Source organism: Pseudomonas sp. IT-P74 (genome assembly GCF_949768175.1).
GTDB lineage: Bacteria > Pseudomonadota > Gammaproteobacteria > Pseudomonadales > Pseudomonadaceae > Aquipseudomonas.
On sequence record NZ_CATKQD010000011.1, the window covers coordinates 366,153 to 382,638 of the forward strand.

A 16,486-nucleotide genomic window follows, 5' to 3' on the forward strand; every position below is an offset into this window, starting at 1 on the left:
ATACTCCAGAATGTCGCGCTTTTTACGAAATAGCCCGTTACAAAACGGCTTATCAACACCTTACGAGTCTGCCAGCGTGAAAATCCGTCTTTCCATCCTGAGCCTATTTTTTGCAGTTACAGGGACTTTCATCACGCCAATCGCCAGCGCTGGCGAAACCACCGCCGCGCCTCGGGATACCTCGCAACTCAAACTCGCTTCCGGCAGCTCTTTACTGCTGGATATGCAGACCAACAAAGTCATCTATGCCAGCAATCCGGACGTTGTCGTCCCCATCGCGTCCGTCAGCAAACTGATGACCGGCCTGGTCGTGGTTGAAGCCCGACAAAACATGGATGAATACATCAACATCAACATCAGCGACACACCGGAAATGAAAGGTGTGTACTCCCGGGTCAAGCTCAAGAGCGAACTGCCGCGCCGGGAAATGCTGCTGATTGCCCTGATGTCATCTGAAAACCGGGCCGCCGCAAGCCTGGCCCACCACTATCCGGGTGGTTATGCCGCGTTCATTGCTGCAATGAACGCCAAGGCCCGGGCCTTGGGCATGACCAATACCCATTTCGTCGAACCGACAGGTCTCTCGCCGCGCAACGTTTCGACCGCTCGTGATTTGAGCAAACTGTTGATCGCCGCGCACAAGTACCCGCTGCTGACCGAGCTGAGTACAACCAAGGAAAAGACCGTTTCGTTTCGCAAACCGAACTACAGCCTGGGTTTCCGCAACACCGACCATTTGGTCCGCAAGCCGGACTGGGACATCCAGCTGACAAAAACCGGTTTCACCAACGAAGCAGGTCACTGCCTGGTGCTGGTGACCCGAATGAGCAACCGCCCGGTGGCCCTGGTGATCCTTGATGCCTATGGCAAGTACACCCACTTCGCCGATGCCACGCGCATGCGTAATTGGGTAGAGAGCGGAAAGAGCGCGGAGGTGCCTTCCGTGGCCTTGCAGTACAAGGCAGACAAGAACCTCAAGCAGCGCCAGAGCGGCGTGGTTGAAGCCTCGAAGTAACCTTGCTGCAAACCCATGAAAAAGCCCCGAACATCCGGGGCTTTTTTTCGTCGCAACGTCAGTCGTTGGGCAGCGGCATCTGGTCGTCATCCGGGATGCCGTCGCCAGCACTTGGATCCCTCCACCCCTTCGGCTTTCCAGTGGGCACCACCGTTGGCCGCGCCAGGGGATCCCTCAAAGGGCTGTCGGGGTCCATCACCGGATCGGTGCTTTGCTCGGGAGTCGTGGGGACGGTTTCCGGACGTTTGTCGTCGAAACTGGAATCGGTAGACATACACACCTCCATTGAACCTAAGGCTTCAGGTTGCCCAGTGGATCATAGGGCTTGGCCGGTGCCTTGGGGTTGTCACCCGGCTTCACGTCCCTCGGTGCCTTGGCGGGCCCGATCGGGTCGACCTGAGGATCGGCAAGGTCCGGAGAATCGGGATCGAAACCCAACTCATCGCCAGACGAATGTTCAGACGAGTGCGGACCGACGGGGGTTGTGGAATCAGCCATGGGAGCCTCCTGATCTTGGCCCGAAGTGATGTTGCGGGCCCTTTAGATCAGAGGCTGGCGGTGGACAATGGTGCCCGGCGGGTGACCAACGGACTTACTGGCTGGCCAAGGCTTTTTTCGCCCTGGCGGCGGCCTGCTCCTGACCGGCCTGGGCCAGATCGTTGGCGGCCTTGAGCCATCGCTGCTGATCGACCTGGGCCGGGATTTGCGTCGGTTTCTGGATCAGCACCGCCCAACCACCGGCGTCCTTGAACGCCGACTCGAAGGAGCTGAAGCTCATCAGTTCGCGGCGGTTCATCCCGGCACGCAGCAGCACGGTCTGCTTCTGACGGTTGTAGCCGGCCAGAATGGCGTATCGCGGTTCGGCCCACATGGCCGAGCCTTCGGTAAAGCGCACCATCACCGGATAACCGGCGGCGACTTGCGTCAACAACGCCGCCAGGTTGCTGTCGAGGGGATAAACGACCATCCCGTACTCCCGGGCCAGGTTCTGCATGTTCTGTTGTAATTGGGCTTCGCCCCCTGGCAAATGCAAGGGTTTGTCGAGCAGTCCCGGGGTAATCACGATGCCCTGCTGGGACAGCATGCTGGCCAGCACCTGCGGCCCGCTTTGATACGCATCGCCCCGGTAGAACCGGCCACTGAGCTCGACACGCTCGGGCAAGCGCTTGATCTCGGGCGCAACGCTCCCGGCACAGCCCGCCAGGCTTGCCACGCAACCAGCGATCAGCATGCTCGACAAAATTCGAGAAAATCCCCGCACCATCATCTCTCTCTTGTTCAGGTTCAGACGCCAGGCAATCCCATTCCCGGCTTGGTCGTCGATCATAGGTCGCCGCGCCGCTACGGTATAGCTCTAAACGGTAGTGGAGTGAATTCGATAGAGCGAACTGGTTGGTGACAGGCGACTTTCGGTCAATAGCCTGAAATGCAGCAACGGCTAGACTGTTCCCTGAAGAGACGACAGCGAAGCGTGAGTGCCCAAAGAAGGGCAAAGAGGAGGCACAGATGAGCCTGACCATGATCATTGTAATGTTGGTTTGCGGCTGGCTGGCGGTCGCCGCCGCCATGCTGTGGGGCGTGCTGCGCATTACTCGCCGCCACCATCACCCTGTCCGGCCGGCCCCTGCGCCTGAAGCAGACAAGACGCCGAACCAGCCCGCCAACGCTCACTGACCACACCTTTACCCCAAACCAACAAAAACGGCCGCCTGCACTCCTTCGAGTTCAGGCGGCCGTTTCCTTTAGCGTGGGTCAGGCCTCAGTGGCTGCCCGCTTCTCCCTGGACCGACGGGACATCATGTTCAACACCTCGATCGCAGCCGAGAATGCCATGGCCGCATAGACGTAACCTTTCGGTACATGGGCGCCAAAGCCTTCGGCAATCAGCGTCATGCCGATCATGATCAGGAAGCCCAGGGCCAGCATCACCACCGTCGGGTTGTCGTTGATGAACTTGGCCAGCGGATCAGCCGCCAGCAACATCACCAGTACCGACACCACCACCGCGATGACCATGATCGGCAAATGCTCGGTCATGCCGACAGCGGTAATGATGCTGTCGATGGAGAACACCATGTCCAGCATCAGGATCTGACCGATCGCGGCAGCGAAGCCCAGGGTCACGGTCGAGGTCGCCGACTTCGGATCTTCCGGCGCCGGGTCCATGCTGTGATGGATCTCGGTGGTCGCCTTCCACAACAGGAACAGGCCACCGGCAATCAGGATCATGTCTTTCCAGGAAAACGCGTGGCCCAGGATCTCGATCACCGGCGCAGTCAACTGCACGATGAACGCGATGGTGCTCAGCAAGCCCAGACGCAGGATCAACGCCATACCGATACCAATGCGCCGTGCGCGCTGGCGATTGTGCAAGGGCAACTTGTTGGTCAGGATCGAGATGAAGATCAGGTTATCGATGCCGAGCACGATCTCCATCACGATCAGGGTGGCAAGGGCGACCCAGGCGGTGGGGCTGGCGGCAAGTTGTAAAAGGTAGTCCATGGGTCAGTCCTGACTCGTTGTAATACGGTTTAGATTTCCTGGGAGGAAGATTCGGTTTTTTCCGATTCTTTTTCCGATGATTCTTTTTTGCTGATCAACCCGCTGGTGGCGTCACTGAGCGCTTGCTCGGCGGCCTTGTGGGTATCGTCAATCGCCTGTTTGGCGCTTTCGGCAGCCTTGCCCATCAATTGTTGCGCGCTTTTCTCGGCCTGGTCGCAACCGGCCAGTACCAGTAAAGACGTGATCAGCAGTGCCGTGGCTTTAAGCTTCATGATGCTTTCCTCGATAGAACGAACGGGACCTAAACGATGGCCCGTTGATAGCGATGCATTCTAGGGAAGCAAACACTTCAGGAAAATTCGTATTTTCAGCGGTTATACTTCGTTTTTTACGAAGTGTTAGAGATCATGCTCAACTATCGGCAATTGCATTACTTCTGGGTGGTGGCCAAGACCGGCAGCATCGTGCGCGCCTGCGAGCAGCTCAATCTCACGCCACAAACCATCAGCGGGCAGATTTCATTACTGGAACAGACTTTTGGCATCGAGTTGTTTCAGCGCGTGGGACGTCAACTCGAACTGACCGAGGCCGGCCGCCAGGCCCTGCCCTACGCCGAACAAATGTTTCAGCTGGGTGGCGAACTGGAACTGATGCTGCGGGCACAGCCCAATGAACAGCAGATCCTGTTTCGCGTCGGTGTGGCCGACGTAGTGCCCAAGTCCATTGTCTATCGCCTGATCGCACCGACCATGGAACTGAGCGAACCGCTGCGCATCACGTGCCGCGAAGACAAGCTTGAACGTTTGTTGGCCGACCTGGCGATCCAGCGCCTGGACCTGGTGATATCCGACAGCCCGATGCCGTCGCACCTGGACATCAAGGGCTACAGCCAGAAACTCGGTGAGTGCGGGATCAGCTTCTTCGCCACCCCTGAGCTGGCGGCCCGTTACGGTCGCGACTTTCCGCGCAATCTGCACGGTGCGCCGCTGCTGATTCCCGGCCCGGAAACCGTGGTGCGCAGCCGTTTGCAACGCTGGTTCGCCGAGCAGCAGATCCAGCCAAAAATTGTCGGAGAGTTCGACGACAGCGCCCTGATGCAGGCCTTCGGCCAATCCGGCAGCGGGATCTTCATCGGCCCGAGCGTGATTGCCGATGAAGTGCAACGCCAATATGGCGTGGAGGTGATTGGCCAGACCGACGCGGTGAGCGAGTCGTTCTATGCCATCTCAGTGGAACGCAAGGTCAAGCACCCCGGCATTGTCGCCATTACCGAAGGTGCCCGACGCGAGCTGTTTACAGCGCTGTGATTTCTTCGCGCGGCTTGAGGGTCATCAGGGCGATGGCCAGCAGGATCGACGCCAGAATGAAAGCGGCGGCTGCAAAGCCAAGGCCTTGCAGACCGACGCTGTCGATCACCCGACCACCGATCATCGCGCCCAAGCCAATACCGAGGTTGGCCCCGGCAATGTTCAGCGACGCGGCGAAGGCCGGCGCTTCGGGCGCTGCTTTCATCAGGCGCACATGGCTGACCAGGAACAACGCCGCCTGGGTCACACCCCAGATGCCCATCGCCGCCGCCAGACCGAGGGGCGAATGGATGTTCGGCACCAGCGCCACCAGGCCGGCAATCATGAATGCACAGAACATCATCGACGCCATCAGCGGATGACGATCCACCGCCCGGCCGCCCAGGGAGTTGCCGATCAACCCCACCGCGCCAAAGCCCATCAAGCACCAGCCGACCACGGTGCCGTTGAAGCCGGCCAGCCGCTCGAGAATGTCCGCCAGATAGGTGTAGGCGGTGAACATGCCGCTGAACACAATCACTGACAGCAGCACATGACCGAGCATAAGCGGGCTGCGCAGGATCTTGAACTGCGAGCGAAAGCTCACCTGATGCTGGTGCAGGTGGGTCCTGGGCAGATAGATAAACAGCAACAACGCCTTGGCAAAGGCGATGACCGCCAGAATCGCGAAGGCACTGCGCCAGCCGAACGCATCGGAAATCAGCGTGCCTACGGGAATGCCAAACACCGTGGCGCAGACGATGCCGAAGCCGATCTTGGCGATGGCGCGACCGGCGTAATCCGGCCCAACGATGTCCACCGCCGTTTCGCTGGCCAAGGCCCAGAACACCGGCAGCCCCAGCGCCGGGATCAAGCGGGCGAACGCCATCACCCAGATATTCGGCGCCAGCGCCGCGAGCGTGTTGGCCAGGCCAAACATGATCAGCACCGAGATGAACAGCTTGCGGCGCTCGAAACGGGCGAAATACGCCGTCAGGAACGGCCCGAACGCGGCCACGGTGAAGGCGAACAGGGTCACCAGCAGGCCGGCCTGCGGGATGCTGACCTCCAGATCCCGGGCGATGGCCGGCAACAGGCCAACGATGACGAATTCCGTGGTCAGCACCGTGAAACCGGCGGCAGACAACAGAAGAATGGGCAACAGCATGCAGAACTCCAGAAAACGACGACACCAGCGATAGCCCGAAGGCCCACTGGCAGACATGAAAATGAGGATGGCGAATCTTAACAGAGTGTTTTCGGATGCGGTTGCACGAACCTGCAATTCGCGTTGAATGCCAGGGTGGCAGTTCGTCACAGGTCTGAAAGATCGTTCCTGCGCTGTGATAAAGTCCGCGCCCTGTAAAACGTACACCCAGTGTTCGTCGGCCATTTTTGGCGTCGATGTCACGATCCTCTTCGGTTTCCTGCGGGCTGCATGCGCGGTGAAACCTTGCACTTATAAAAAATCAGAGATGCCGTTTTATGACTGCTTCATCCCCTTCTCTATTGCACCGCCTTAAACGCTTGAGCCTGGTCACACAGATCGTGATCGGCCTGATCGCCGGTATTGCCCTGGCGCTGATTGCCCCCGACATGGCGAAGTCCACGGCGTTCATCGGCAAAGTGTTTGTCTCGGCACTCAAAGCCGTCGCGCCGATTCTGGTGTTCGTGCTGGTCATGGCGTCGATTGCCAACCATAAGCACGGTCAGGAAACCCATATCCGGCCGATTCTGTTCCTGTATCTGCTGGGTACTTTCGCCGCGGCCGTGGTCGCGGTGGTTGCCAGCATGACGTTCCCGTCGAACCTGGTGCTGTCGACCCAGGACGTTGCGGTCACAGCGCCAGGCGGGATTGGCGAAGTGTTGCAAAGCCTGTTGCTGAGTGTGGTCGACAACCCGGTCAGTGCCTTGATGAACGCCAACTTCATCGGCATCCTGGCCTGGGCCATCGGTATGGGCATTGCCATTCGCCATGCTGGCAACACCACCCGTGAAGTACTGGGCGACCTGTCCAACGGTGTGACTGTGATCGTGCGAGTGGTGATTCGCTTCGCACCGCTAGGCATCTTCGGCCTGGTGGCCTCGACCCTGGCCACTTCCGGTTTCGGCGCCTTGATCGGTTACGCGCACCTGCTGGCCGTGCTGCTGGGCTGCATGCTGTTCGTGGCACTGGTGATGAACCCGCTCATCGTGTTCTGGAAGCTGCGCCGCAACCCATACCCGCTGGTGCTCACCTGCCTGCGCGAAAGTGGCATCACGGCGTTCTTCACCCGCAGCTCGGCAGCGAACATTCCGGTCAACCTGGAGTTGAGCAAGCGACTGGGCCTGCACGAAGACACCTACTCGGTATCGATCCCGCTGGGTGCGACCATCAACATGGCCGGCGCGGCAATCACCATCACCGTGCTGACCCTGGCGGCGGTGCACACCCTCGGTATCGCCGTGGACATCCCCACCGCGATCCTGTTGAGCGTTGTCGCGGCGATCTGCGCTTGCGGCGCCTCGGGTGTGGCCGGTGGTTCGCTGTTGCTGATTCCGCTGGCGTGCAGCCTGTTCGGCATCCCGAGCGAAATCGCCATGCAGGTGGTGGCGGTCGGTTTCATCATCGGCGTGTTGCAGGACTCGGCGGAAACCGCGCTGAACTCCTCCACCGACGTGCTGTTCACCGCGGCGGCCTGCCTGGGTGAAGAGCAGAAAGCCGAACGTCTGGCCTGACACTCACCCGCTGTAGGAGCGAGCTTGCTCGCGATGGACGTTAACGATAACGCTGGCAGCCTGACACCCCGCGGCGTTCTCTGGCTCATCGCGAGCAAGCTCGCTCCTACAAGTACCTGGCCGGTTTAGAACGCGCCCATGTAGTCGCGCTTGCCCACTTCCACGCCGTTGTGGCGCAGCAGTGCGTAAGTGGTGGTGACATGGAAGAAGAACTGCGGCAGGCCGTAGGTCAGCAGGTAGGACTGGCCGCTGAAGCGCTTCTCTTTAGGCGTGCCCGGACGGGTGACGATCTCGATGCCTTCCTTGCCGTTGATCTGCTCTGGCGTGAACTCGCCGATGTAGGCCAGAACCTTGGCGATCAGTGCTTGCAGCTCGGCGAAGGTGGTTTCAGTGTCGTCGTACTTCGGCAGTTCGACTTCGGCCAGACGCGAAGAAATGCCTTTGGCGAAATCAACGGCGATCTGCACCTGACGCACCAGCGGGAACATGTCCGGGAACAGGCGCGCTTGCAGGAAGGCGTTAGGGTCGATGTTTTTTTCGGTGGCGTGGGCTTCGGCCTTCTTCAGTACATCGCTCAGGGCGTTGAGCATTTGCTGGAAAACAGGGATGGAAGCGTCGTACAGGGAAATGGTCATGACAGGTCTCGTGTGGTGACTGGAGGGAAACGTCGGCCACCTGTAGGAGCGAGCTTGCTCGCGATGGACTCAAGCGCAACGCGTTTATCCAGAATCAACGCGTTATCGTTAACGTCCATCGCGAGCAGGCTCGCTCCCACAGGTGGTCGGTTTTGGAGCGTGGGCCGATTATAGCCATGCACGCCCCTCCCCGGACCGGACTTTTTTAGCTGCCGTAAACCTTCGCCGCCGGAACGGCCTGAGTCATCAGTTGCGCAATCGCCTCACCCATCTCGCCGACCGCCCAACGGCCCTGGCGATCCAGTTGCGGGCCACGACGCCAGCCGTCGGCAATGGACAACTTGCCGCCCTCGACTTCGAACATCTGCCCGGTCACCTCGGCGGAAGCCTCGGAGCCCAACCACACCACCAGCGGCGCGACGTTTTCCGGGGCGAAGTAATCGAAGCCCTCTTCAGGCTTTTTCATGGTGTCGGCGAACACTTGCTCGGTCATCCCGGTGCGCGCGGCCGGTGCCAGGGCGTTGGCGGTGATCCCGTAACGGCGCAGTTCAGCCGCCTGCACCAACGTCAGCGAGGCAATACCGCCCTTGGCCGCCGCGTAGTTGGACTGACCAATGGAACCCTGCAACCCGGCGCCGGAACTGGTGTTGATGATCCGCGCATCGACCTTGGCGCCGCCCTTGGCCTGCTCGCGCCAGTACTTCACGGCGTGGCTGGAAATGCAGAAGTGGCCCTTGAGGTGCACGGCCACCACGGCATCCCAGTCGGCTTCGCTGAGGCTGGCGAACATGCGGTCGCGGCAGATGCCGGCATTGTTGACCACCACGTTCAGGTCGCCGAAGGTTTCGATGGCCTGGCGCACGATCAGCCCCGCCGAGTCATAGCGGGTGATGTCGTCGCTGTTGGCCACGGCACTGCCGCCCTGGCCGAGGATTTCACCGACCACGGCCAGCGCCGCTTCGCGGTTGATGTCGTTGACCACCACTTTCGCGCCTTCGGCGGCGAAAGCCAGCGCGTAGGCGCGGCCCAGACCACCGCCGGCACCGGTGATGATCACCACGCGGTTTTCACAGGTTTTCATGTTCTACATCCTTCAAATTCATCACGGGTCGACACAATCCCCTGTAGGAGCGAGCCTGCTCGCGATGGTCGTTAACGAATACGCGGGGGTATCTGGATAACCGCGTCGTTCTTGAGTCCATCGCGAGCAGGCTCGCGCCCACAGGCTCGGTGTGCATCCTGGGTTACAAGCGTTCGATGATGGTCACGTTGGCCTGCCCGCCGCCTTCGCACATGGTCTGCATACCGAAGCGACCGCCGCTGCGTTCCAGTTCATGCAGCAAGGTGCACATCAAGCGGGTGCCGGTGGCGCCTAATGGGTGACCAAGGGCAATCGCGCCGCCGTTGACGTTGGTTTGTTCATGGGGATAACCAGTCTCTTTGAGCCAGGCCATGGCCACCGAGGCGAAGGCTTCATTGATCTCCACCCGGTCGATGTCTTCGAGCTTCATGCCGGCGCGCTTGAGTGCGTAAGCGGTAGCCGGGATCGGCGCGGTGAGCATCCAGATCGGGTCTTCGGCGCGCACGCTCAGGTGATGAATGCGTGCCCGTGGCGTCAGGCCGTAACGCTTGAGCGCCGCCTCCGAGACGATCAGCATCGCGCTGGCCGCGTCGCAGGTCTGGCTCGACACCGCGGCGGTCACCCGGTCACAGCCGAACAGGAATTCCAGCTCCGCCATTTTTTCCAGACTGGTCTGGCGCGGGGTTTCGTCATGCATCACTCCGGCCAGTGGCACGATCTCGCGGTTGAAACGGCCTTGCTCGATGGCCTGCAAGGCACGTCGATGGGACTCCAGCGAATAGGCTTCAAGCTGGGCCCGGGACAAGCCCCACTTTTCGGCAATCATCTGCGCCGAACGGAACTGGGTCGGCGGTTGCGCGCCATAGCGCCGCACCCAGCCTTCAGAACCGCTGAACGGATCGGTGAAGCCCAGGGGCTCGGCAGCGATCATCGCCGAGGAAATCGGGATCTGGGTCATGGTTTGTACACCACCGGCGACGACCACGTCCTGAGTGCCGCTCATCACCGCCTGGGCGGCGAAGTGCACCGCTTGCTGGGACGAACCGCACTGGCGATCGATGGTGGTGCCCGGCACCGCTTGCGACAGGCCGGCCGCCAGCCAACTGGTGCGGGCGATGTCACCGGCCAGCGGGCCGATGGTATCGACACAGCCGAAGATCACGTCGTCGTAATCCTCGTCGGGAATGGCGTTGCGCTCGACCAGCGCGCGCAACACATGGGCGCCCAGGTCGGCGGCGTGGATCTGGCTCAGACCACCCTTGCGCCGCCCGGTGGGCGTGCGCAGGGCGTCGACGATATAAGCTTCAGGCATGGTCTACCTCGGTGAAGAAATTGAAATCTGGTATTGAAAGTGCCGAAAATCCTGTGGGAGCGAGCCTGCTCGCGAAGGCGGTGTATCAGGCAACATGAATAGTGAATGTGCCGGCCTCTTCGCGAGCAGGCTCGCTCCCACAGGGATATAGTCACCCTTAATGACTGGTTAGAACGTACTACCCGCTCCCAGCGCGAGCTTGCCGTCAAACAGCGCCGCGCGAATTCGCCCTTTGTGATACCCGCGATCACCCCAGACCTTGTCCAGGGCCCAGGCGCGTTTCATGAACAGATGCAAGTCGACTTCCCAGGTGTAACCCATGGCGCCATGGGCCTGGATGCTGTTCTTCGCCGCGAGCATCGCCGCTTCCGCCGTCGCCAGCTTGGCGTGGGACACCAGCACGTCCTGCCCCGGCTGCTGCTCGGCCAGCGCATAAGCGGCGCGGTACAGCGGGCCTTTGGCGAACTCGATCTGCACCGCGACGTTGGCCATCAAGTGCTTGACCGCCTGGAACGAGCCCACCGGTTTACCGAACTGTTTGCGCTCGAAGGTGTAGTCCACCGCCAGGTCGACCATGCGTTTGGCCAGCCCGAGCAATTGCGCGGCACTGGCGAGGGCGCCACGGTTGAACGTGGCCGTCCACAAGCGTCGGCCCTGCTCACCGCAGGCAACGCAAGTGGCGGGAGTTGGCGTCCACTCGACCTGGAACAATTGACGGCTCGGATCGACCGACTCGTTGCGGGTCAGGCGCACGGCATCACGCTCCAGCGCATGCACCTCATCGCCATGGGCCAGCAACAGCAGATCGGCGACATGGGCATCGCTGACCAGCGGATTACCCGGCTCGGCAACCGCGAGACGCGCACGGCCCTCGGCCACTCGCGACAGCCATTTTTGTTTGAGTGGCGCGTGTTGCTCATCGAGAGCGGCGAGCATCGGTACGCCGATCAGCATGGTGTCCACCAGCGGTTCGGGCAGCCCGGCGTAACCGCATTCCTGGGCGATCAGCACGACGTCCAGCTCATTCATGCCCATGCCGTCCTGCGCCTCGGGCACGGTCAGGGCGGTCAGGCCCAGTTCCACCAATTGCGCCCAGAGCTGATCACTGCGCCCGCTGTCGCTCTGCCACAGTTCGCGGATGCGTTCCGGGGTGACTTCGTTGATCAGAAAGCTGCGGACGTTGTCCTGAAACAGCAGTTGGTCGCGGCTGAAACTAAAGTCCATGGTCTATTCCTCAGGCACGCGGCATGCCGAGCATGCGTTCGGCAATGATGTTGCGCTGGATCTCGTTGGTGCCGGCGTAGATCGGCCCGGCCTGGGCAAACAGGAAACCTTCCAGCCAATGGCCGACGTCACCAGCGGCCGGGGCTTGCGGCAGCAGTTCGCCGCGCAGGCCAAGAATGCTCATGGCGGTGTCGTGCATGCGCTGGTCGAGTTCGGACCAGAAGATCTTGTTGGTCGACGACTCCGGCCCGATCTTGCCGCCCTGCACCAGTTGCGAAGCGGTCATGTAGGTGCTCAGGGTGTAGGCCTCGGCATCGAGCCAGGCGCGCATCACCGCTTCAACGATGGCCGGGTCGCGGTCGGCCTGCTCACGATTGGCCAGGTACAACTGCACCAGGCGCTTGGCGGTTTCCTGGAAGCGCGCCGGAGAACGCAGCAACAAACCACGCTCGAACCCGGCAGTGGACATCGCCACGTGCCAGCCCATGCCTTCGCCACCGAGGGCGTTTTCCACCGGCACCTTGACGTCGTCGAAGAAAATTTCGGCGAAACCCGGCAAGCCGTTGAGCTGCGGAATCGGCCGCACGGTAATGCCCGGCGTGTCCAGCGGCAGCAGGATGAAGGTCAGCCCGTGGTGACGCTGGGACTGCGAGTCGGTCCGGAAAATGCCGAACGCCCAATCGGCCCACACCGCGCGGGTCGACCAGGTCTTCTGGCCGTTGATCACGTAGTGATCGCCCACCCGCTCTGCCTTGGAACGGATCGCCGCCATGTCGGAACCGGCGCCCGGCTCGGACCAGGCCTGGGCCCAGATGTCTTCGCCGGTGGCCATGCGCGGCAGAAAGCGTGCCTTTTGTTCAGCGCTGCCGTACTCCATCAGGGTCGGGCCGAGCAGGAAAATGCCGTTCTGGTTGACCCGTGCCGGCGCTCCGGAGCGGTAGTATTCCTCTTCGAAAATCAGCCACTCGATCAGGTCGCAGCCGCGCCCGCCAAGTTCGGTCGGCCAGGTGACCATGCCCCAACGGCCTTCATTGAGCCTGGCTTCCCAGGCGCGGTGCTCGGCAAAGCCCTGTTCGGTGTCGAACGATTGCAGCGGTTCACTCGGTACATTGGCCGCCAGCCAGGTCCGTGCCTCGGCACGAAAAGCCTGCTGGGCCGGGGTATAGGTCAGGTCCATGGATATGCCTTCAGCCGTTGAATCGGGCATCGCGTTTCTCGACGAACGAGTCGCGTGCTTCCTGAGAGTCCAGTGAGCGGTAGGCTTCGAGGGTGAAGCCCTGCTCCCAGCGGTATTTGTCTTCCAGATTGCCGTCTTCGATGCCGCTCAACGCCTCCTTGGCCAGGCTGATCATGCCGGGGCTCTTGGCGGCGATGGTGCGGGCGATCTGCAACGCGGCTTCACGCAGGTCTTCGCGCTTGACCACCCGCTCCACCGCACCCAGGCGGTAAGCCTCGGCGGCGTCGATGGCCTCGCCGGTGAAGTACATGTGGCGGACTTTCTGCACCGGGAACAGGCGCTGCAAATGCGCACCGCCGCCCATGGCCCCGCGATCCACTTCCGGCACGCCGAAGGTGGCGCACTCGGACGCGACAATGATGTCGGCGGCGCCGCAGATGCCGATGCCGCCGCCCAATACGAAGCCGTGCACGGCCACGATCACCGGTTTCGGGTTGCGGTGGATGGCCTTGAAGCTGTCGTAGTTGCCCTTGTTCACCGCGACGATCAGGTTGCCGTCGGCGGCCAGTTCCTTGATATCGACCCCGGCGCAGAAGCCGCGACCTTCGGCACGGATCACGATCACCCGCACCTCGCTGTTGCGGCCCAGGCCCTCGATCTCGCTGGCGATATCGGCCCAGCCCTGACTGCTGAAGGCATTGACCGGTGGCCGGTCGAACACCAATTCTGCAATGCCGCTATCAATACTCACGCTAAATGGTTTCATGCCTTTCCCCTTCACGACACACGGCGGCACAGCTCGCCCAGGCGCGTTTCGGCGTCGCGGACGATCTGTTCAATCAATTGGGCGCAGCTGGGCAAGCTGTCGATGGAGGCGGCGATCTGCCCGGCAGGCAACACGCCGGCAGCCGGCTGCCCGTCGACCATGGCTTTCTGGATCACCATCGGTGCGTTGGCGGCCATGATGCTTTGCGCGGCGGTCAACTCTCCGGCACCGCGCATCTTCAGCGCGCTGGTCAGCAGTTGGGTCAGGCTCATGCCGGTGTGGCGGCGGTAGGCCAGGCCACTTTGCAAGGCCAGCAACAGGTGCTTGAGGCCGCCGCTGTTTTCCAGCTGGTTGAGCAATTCGTTGCGGATCATCCGTTGCGGCATGCCGTCGATGGCGCGGCTGATGATGATCGCCGCCGGGTCCTTGACCGCCAGGTATCGGGCCAGGGTCGCCTGGGGCACCGGGCTGTCGGCGCACATCAGGAAACGCGTGCCCATGGCGATGCCTTCCGCGCCATAGGCCAAGGCCGAGACCAGCCCCTTGCCATCCTTGAAACCACCGGCCGCCACCACGGGCACCGACACGGCATTGACCACTTGATCGAGCAACAACGAAGTCGGCACGGACCCGGTGTGACCACCGCCCTCGCCGCCCTGCACGGTTACCGCATCGGCGCCCATTTCCACGGCTTTCTGCGCATGCTTGAGCGCGCCCACGGTAGGAATACACACCACCCCGGCATCCTTCAGGCGGCTGATCATTTGCTTGCCCGGCGAACGGCTGTAGCTGACCGCCCGGACTTGGTGGCGCAACACCAGCTCGACGATCTCGCCGGCATTGGCCTGGTACATGTGGAAGTTCACCCCGAACGGCTGATCGGTCAGGCGTCGGGTTTCGATAATCGCCGCTTCCATCTGCTGCGGTTCGATGGTCGCCCCGGCGAGAAAACCGAAGCCACCGGCATTGCCCGTGGCCGCCACCAGTTTCGGGTCGGCGACCCAGCCCATGGCGGTCTGGATGATCGGATAACGGCATCCGAGCAGTTGTGTTAAACGGGTATTCAACGAGATCGCCATGTTCACGCCTCGCCCGTTTTGCGCTGGGAACTGGCCATGGCCTTGGCGTCGTAGCCGCCGAGACGGTCGCCGGACACCAGTTCATTGTGGGCATGGGCGAAGTGATGCAGGCCGAACACCATGTCCATGGTCGCGCGCTTGCCCATCAGGTCTTCGGCGTTGTTCACCGCTTGCTTGCTCAGTTGCAGGCCCAGGCGCGGCATCTGGGCGATGCGCCCGGCGATGTCCAGGGTCTGTTGCTCCAGCTCGTCGCGAGCGACTACCCGGTTGAGCATGCCCATCTGATAGGCACGCGGTGCCGGCATGCGCTCGCCAAGGAACAGGAATTCCTTGGCGATACGCGGATTGAGTTCATGCACATGGGCGAAATACTCGACCCCGGGAATGCCCATGCGCACCACTGGATCGGCGAAGTAGGCATCCTCGCTGGCGACGATCAGGTCGCAGACCCAGGCCAGCATCAGCCCACCGGCAATGCACGCGCCCTGGACCATGGCGATGGTCGGCTTAGGGATTTCGCGCCAGCGGCGGCACATGCCCAGATAAACTTCATGCTCCCGGGCATAGAGAAACTCGCCGCCCGGTTTGTTTACATGGTCGTACCACAGGCTGACGCGGTCGAAGGTCTTGTCGACGTCGCGGCCCGGGGTGCCGATGTCATGCCCGGCGGAGAAATGCTTGCCGGCGCCACGCAGCACAATGACCTTCACTTCATCGTCATCGCAGGCCCGGCGAAACGCCGCGTCCAGCGCATAGGTCATCTGCGAGTTCTGCGCGTTGTGGAACTCGGGGCGGTTCATGGTGACCAGGGCCACCGCGCCACGCACCTCGTACAGCACCACCTCGGCCTGATTGTTATCGTTATCTTCAGCCATCACTTTTCTCCGCAACGCGTTGCTCAGCGTTGGCCTGGCGGGTTGTCTTTGAGTTGCAGGGCGCGCAGGTTGTGCGGGTCCAGACGCTGGATCAGCTGCAACTGCTCGGCCGTCGGTGCTGCCGTGATCGGGCAGTCGTCCGGCACGTGCAGTTCGAAGCCGGTGTTGTCCTGGACTTGCGCCGCCGTCACGCCGGGGTGCAGTGAGCGGATGCGCATCTGCCGCTGCGGGCCCTGGAAATCCAGGACGCAGAGGTCGGTGATGATCAGGCGGATATCGATGTCGTCCAGCGACCAGCCCCGAGCCAGGCGGGCCGGGTTGTAGCCGACCGAGGCGACCATATCGACCTCGCCTTCGACGAACACCCGACGGTTATGGCTCGGCACGCAAAACGAGTTGGCGTGGCTGATCGAGTTGCCGGGAAAACCGCGCACACCGAGCATCTGCGCCTTGGGTTTGGCGTAGTCGCCGATGCAGGAAATGTTGGCCTGACCGTAACGGTCGATCTGGGTCGGGCCGACCAGGGCATGGCGCTTGCCGCCCCAGACGTTGTCGAAAATCCGCGAGAAACCCATCCAGCTGTCGCGCTTGGGTTCATAGCCTTTGCGCGCGCCCAAGGGCACCGGCTCGGCAACCATGTAGGCTTCGGAATCGGTCATCAGCAGCTGCGGGTTGCTGGTCAGCATGGCCAAGGACGCGGCCAGACGCGGGATCACGCCGATGCCAGAGGCCAATACTTCGCCGTCTTCGCGCCAGGCTTCGCAGGCCGCGCAGATCATCAACTCAGCGAGGCTGTAATCAGTAGTGCTCATCGAA

Annotated in this window: 19 protein-coding genes; 4 read left to right on the plus strand and 15 right to left on the minus strand. The window is 61.7% G+C overall.

Features of this window, described 5'->3' with window-relative positions:
* Window positions 1–76 precede the first annotated feature (76 nt).
* On the plus strand, window positions 77–1,015 hold the full coding sequence (pbpG, locus tag ACM6J5_RS10735; protein WP_095944366.1) for a D-alanyl-D-alanine endopeptidase: 939 nt from the start codon (window positions 77–79) through the stop codon (window positions 1,013–1,015).
* 58 nt (window positions 1,016–1,073) lie between these two features.
* On the opposite strand, the gene ACM6J5_RS10740 is transcribed toward pbpG, so the two are convergent.
* From ACM6J5_RS10740 to ACM6J5_RS10750, 3 genes are all read right to left on the minus strand, one after another.
* Window positions 1,074–1,289 carry a hypothetical protein gene (locus tag ACM6J5_RS10740; protein WP_095944365.1) on the minus strand — a complete coding sequence of 72 codons (216 nt, stop codon included), beginning with the start codon at window positions 1,287–1,289 and terminating at the stop codon, window positions 1,074–1,076.
* A 17-nt stretch (window positions 1,290–1,306) separates the two neighbouring features.
* Window positions 1,307–1,513 carry a DUF6021 family protein gene (locus ACM6J5_RS10745; RefSeq protein WP_095944364.1) on the minus strand — a complete coding sequence of 69 codons (207 nt, stop codon included), beginning with the start codon at window positions 1,511–1,513 and terminating at the stop codon, window positions 1,307–1,309.
* A gap of 94 nt (window positions 1,514–1,607) precedes the next feature.
* On the minus strand, window positions 1,608–2,342 hold the full coding sequence (locus ACM6J5_RS10750) for a peptidase C39 family protein (RefSeq protein WP_095944363.1): 735 nt from the start codon (window positions 2,340–2,342) through the stop codon (window positions 1,608–1,610).
* A gap of 179 nt (window positions 2,343–2,521) precedes the next feature.
* On the opposite strand from ACM6J5_RS10750, the gene ACM6J5_RS10755 reads away from it, so the two are divergent.
* Window positions 2,522–2,689, plus strand: coding sequence for a hypothetical protein (locus tag ACM6J5_RS10755; RefSeq protein ID WP_172435357.1), 168 nt, complete (start codon window positions 2,522–2,524; stop codon window positions 2,687–2,689).
* A gap of 78 nt (window positions 2,690–2,767) precedes the next feature.
* On the opposite strand, the gene ACM6J5_RS10760 is transcribed toward ACM6J5_RS10755, so the two are convergent.
* Both ACM6J5_RS10760 and ACM6J5_RS10765 read right to left on the minus strand, forming a co-directional pair.
* A complete protein-coding gene (locus ACM6J5_RS10760; protein WP_095944362.1) occupies window positions 2,768–3,517 on the minus strand; it encodes a TerC family protein in 750 nt (249 codons plus the stop codon).
* A 29-nt stretch (window positions 3,518–3,546) separates the two neighbouring features.
* Entirely contained in the window at window positions 3,547–3,789 is a 243-nt protein-coding gene (locus tag ACM6J5_RS10765) for a hypothetical protein (protein ID WP_008048837.1), read from the minus strand.
* Window positions 3,790–3,924: 135 nt separating this feature from the next.
* On the opposite strand from ACM6J5_RS10765, the gene nhaR reads away from it, so the two are divergent.
* The gene (nhaR, locus tag ACM6J5_RS10770; protein WP_095944361.1) at window positions 3,925–4,824 is read left to right on the plus strand and encodes a transcriptional activator NhaR; all 900 of its coding nucleotides are present in this window, start codon (window positions 3,925–3,927) and stop codon (window positions 4,822–4,824) included.
* Here nhaR and ACM6J5_RS10775 read toward each other — a convergent pair.
* Window positions 4,811–5,971, minus strand: coding sequence for an MFS transporter (locus tag ACM6J5_RS10775; protein WP_095944360.1), 1,161 nt, complete (start codon window positions 5,969–5,971; stop codon window positions 4,811–4,813). The two genes, nhaR and ACM6J5_RS10775, sit on opposite strands and share 14 nt — an antisense overlap.
* 317 nt (window positions 5,972–6,288) lie before the next feature.
* Between ACM6J5_RS10775 and sstT the strand changes: the two genes are divergently transcribed.
* Window positions 6,289–7,521, plus strand: a complete 1,233-nt coding sequence (gene sstT, locus ACM6J5_RS10780) for a serine/threonine transporter SstT (RefSeq protein WP_095944359.1) — start codon at window positions 6,289–6,291, stop codon at window positions 7,519–7,521.
* 125 nt (window positions 7,522–7,646) lie between these two features.
* Here sstT and ACM6J5_RS10785 read toward each other — a convergent pair whose 3' ends face one another.
* The 9 genes from ACM6J5_RS10785 to ACM6J5_RS10825 all read right to left on the minus strand — a co-directional run bounded on the left by ACM6J5_RS10785 (window position 7,647) and on the right by ACM6J5_RS10825 (window position 16,482).
* A complete protein-coding gene (locus ACM6J5_RS10785; protein WP_095944358.1) occupies window positions 7,647–8,156 on the minus strand; it encodes a DUF1993 family protein in 510 nt (169 codons plus the stop codon).
* A 205-nt stretch (window positions 8,157–8,361) separates the two neighbouring features.
* Window positions 8,362–9,237, minus strand: a complete 876-nt coding sequence (locus ACM6J5_RS10790; protein WP_095944357.1) for an SDR family oxidoreductase — start codon at window positions 9,235–9,237, stop codon at window positions 8,362–8,364.
* A gap of 163 nt (window positions 9,238–9,400) precedes the next feature.
* Window positions 9,401–10,549 carry an acetyl-CoA C-acetyltransferase gene (locus ACM6J5_RS10795; protein ID WP_150673469.1) on the minus strand — a complete coding sequence of 383 codons (1,149 nt, stop codon included), beginning with the start codon at window positions 10,547–10,549 and terminating at the stop codon, window positions 9,401–9,403.
* Between the two features lie 168 nt (window positions 10,550–10,717).
* A complete protein-coding gene (locus ACM6J5_RS10800; RefSeq protein WP_414928471.1) occupies window positions 10,718–11,773 on the minus strand; it encodes an acyl-CoA dehydrogenase family protein in 1,056 nt (351 codons plus the stop codon).
* A gap of 10 nt (window positions 11,774–11,783) precedes the next feature.
* Complete coding sequence (locus ACM6J5_RS10805) at window positions 11,784–12,950, minus strand: acyl-CoA dehydrogenase family protein (RefSeq protein ID WP_095944354.1); 1,167 nt, start codon at window positions 12,948–12,950, stop codon at window positions 11,784–11,786.
* A 10-nt stretch (window positions 12,951–12,960) separates the two neighbouring features.
* Window positions 12,961–13,716, minus strand: coding sequence for an enoyl-CoA hydratase family protein (locus tag ACM6J5_RS10810; RefSeq protein WP_414928472.1), 756 nt, complete (start codon window positions 13,714–13,716; stop codon window positions 12,961–12,963).
* An 11-nt stretch (window positions 13,717–13,727) separates the two neighbouring features.
* Window positions 13,728–14,795, minus strand: a complete 1,068-nt coding sequence (locus ACM6J5_RS10815; protein ID WP_414928473.1) for an NAD(P)H-dependent flavin oxidoreductase — start codon at window positions 14,793–14,795, stop codon at window positions 13,728–13,730.
* A 2-nt stretch (window positions 14,796–14,797) separates the two neighbouring features.
* The gene (locus tag ACM6J5_RS10820) at window positions 14,798–15,670 is read right to left on the minus strand and encodes an enoyl-CoA hydratase (protein ID WP_414928474.1); all 873 of its coding nucleotides are present in this window, start codon (window positions 15,668–15,670) and stop codon (window positions 14,798–14,800) included.
* A 23-nt stretch (window positions 15,671–15,693) separates the two neighbouring features.
* The gene (locus tag ACM6J5_RS10825; RefSeq protein WP_414928475.1) at window positions 15,694–16,482 is read right to left on the minus strand and encodes a CoA-transferase subunit beta; all 789 of its coding nucleotides are present in this window, start codon (window positions 16,480–16,482) and stop codon (window positions 15,694–15,696) included.
* Between the last annotated feature and the right edge of the window lie 4 nt (window positions 16,483–16,486).